The sequence below is a fragment of the Caminibacter sp. genome, assembly GCF_053999135.1.
Window position 1 is genome coordinate 1 of record NZ_JBMXVQ010000108.1, and the last position, 2,212, is coordinate 2,212.

Consider the following 2,212-nt stretch of genomic DNA (forward strand, 5'->3'; position numbering starts at 1 on the left):
AATATTTTAAACAATGCTATTGATTCACTAAAAAAAAGCGGAGTTAAAGATAAAAAAATTTTAATTATTGTTAAAAAAGAAAAAAGAGATATAATTATTAGTATAATAGATAACGGAGGCGGAATAAAAGAAGAGAATTTAGAAAAAATATTCGAACCGTATTTTACAACCAAACTCAAAGATAAAGGAAGCGGAATAGGGCTTTATATGGCAAAACAGATTATTGAAGAACATATGGGCGGAAAGATAAAAGCTAAAAATATCAGACATCGAATGGGAACCGATACGATGTATAAATGCGCCATGTTTGAAATTATATTACCTATAAAGGAGCAAAATGAAAAACTATGATATATTAAAAGAGTTTAATGTATTATATATTGAGGATGATATGAGTTTACTTAAAAATTTAAGTGAAATTCTTGAAGATTTTGTCAAAAATATTTATACTGCCGATAATACTAAAGAGGCTTATAAAATTTTAAAAGAAAAACATATTGATGTTATTATAAGCGATATTTTAATCGGAGATAAAAACGGTCTTGAATTTATTTCATTTTTAAAACAAAACGGTATAGAAATTCCTTTTATACTTACGACCGCATATACGGAAACCGATTATCTTCTTGATGCAATAAAACTTAAAGCTGTTAATTATTTGGTAAAGCCTATAAAAATAAAAGAGCTGCTTGACAGTCTTTATGAAGTTTTATTACCTGTTTATCAGGAAAAAGAGCTTGTTAATAATACGTTGGTTTTCAAAATAGCTTCTGTTATTTGTGAAAGTAAACAGCTTGAGGTTATTAAAATGATTGTAAAAAATATGGATGATGAGTATACTTTTTCACTTTCATATAACGATATAATGAATGAGATTGATATAAGCAAACCGACCTTGATTAAACTATTTAAAGATTTGCAGGATAAGGAAGTTTTACAAAAACTCCCAAAAAGAAAATATAAAATTAATATAGATAAATTAGATAAATTATTTTTAAATTCAAATGTTAAATAAATTATTTTTATTTGTAAAAACTGTATCAAACGGTATTATCTTTAACATTTCTCCTTTTTTAATTACTTCTCTTCCTTTATTTAAAAGCATTAAAGAGTTGCTTTTAAGCAGAGGCGTTAGCATCCCCGAGCCGTATTTATACCCGTTAAACACCTCCCATTCACCGTTTTCATAATATCCGAGTATTGTATGGTCTTTTTTCGGGTTTACTTTAAAGTCGCTTTTGTTTTTGGCATAAATTGTCTGAAAATAGTATTTATCTGCGCCGCTTAGTTTTTTTAGTGTAGGAATAGCAAGTGCGAATGTATTTATATATGCGCTAAGGGGATTTCCGGGCATTGCGAATACAAACGTGTTATCCATAATTCCCGCCATTGTAGGGCGTCCCGGTTTTACCATTATTCCGTGGAAAAATTCTTTTAATCCGTTTTGTTTAAACGCTTCATATAAAAAGTCAGCATCCCCGAAACTTATCCCGCCGCTTGTAATTATTACGTCATAGTCATTTTTGATGTTATTTATATATTCAACTGTTTTTTCTAAAGAATCCGGAATCAGTCCAATTATGTCGCTTTCAAAGCCATGTTTTTTTAAAAGGGCTTGAATCGAATATGAGTTTACGTTGTATATTTCCTCTTTATCGGCATTTTCCCAAGGTTCTTTTAATTCGTTTCCGGTTGAGAGGATAGCGATTTTCAGTTTTGTATATACGGGAATATTTACAATTCCCTGGCTTACAAGCATTGCGATGATTTCAGGGGTTATTGTTTCGCCTTTTTTTATTAAAACTTCGCCTTTTTTTATTTCTTCGCCTTTTATTCTGACGTTTGCGCCTTTTTTTATTTCGGGGATTACTATATATTCGTCGTTGACTTCTTCGCATTTTTCAATCGGGATTACCGTATCAAGACTTTCAGGCACCCTTGCACCAGTCATAATTCGGACGCATTCATCATCTTTTATTTCAAAATCTTCGTATTTGTCACCGGCATAAATAGTTTTTATGACTTTCAGTTTTTTATTTGATGAGTGTCTAAAGGCAAATCCGTCCATTGCGGAATTGGTAAAAACAGGGGAATTTCTTTTTGCGATAATGTCTTTTGCCAAAATTCTGTTTAATGCTTCGTTTATATAAATATTTTCACTGATTTCTTTTGGTTTTGCGTTTTTCAGGCATAGCTCAAGCGCTTTTGAATA

Annotated in this window: 3 protein-coding genes; 2 read left to right on the top strand and 1 reads right to left on the bottom strand. The window is 30.6% G+C overall.

Features of this window, described 5'->3' with window-relative positions; all coding sequences use genetic code 11:
* On the top strand, positions 1–351 hold a 351-nt coding region (locus ACXJH6_RS08200; protein WP_456471272.1), incomplete at its 5' end, for a sensor histidine kinase.
* A complete protein-coding gene (locus ACXJH6_RS08205) occupies positions 338–1,015 on the top strand; it encodes a response regulator (RefSeq protein ID WP_456471273.1) in 678 nt (225 codons plus the stop codon). The genes ACXJH6_RS08200 and ACXJH6_RS08205, both read left to right, overlap by 14 nt.
* On the opposite strand, the gene ACXJH6_RS08210 is transcribed toward ACXJH6_RS08205, so the two are convergent.
* The coding region (locus ACXJH6_RS08210; protein WP_456471274.1) for a molybdopterin molybdotransferase MoeA at positions 1,001–2,212 on the bottom strand (1,212 nt) is incomplete at its 5' end. The two genes, ACXJH6_RS08205 and ACXJH6_RS08210, sit on opposite strands and share 15 nt — an antisense overlap.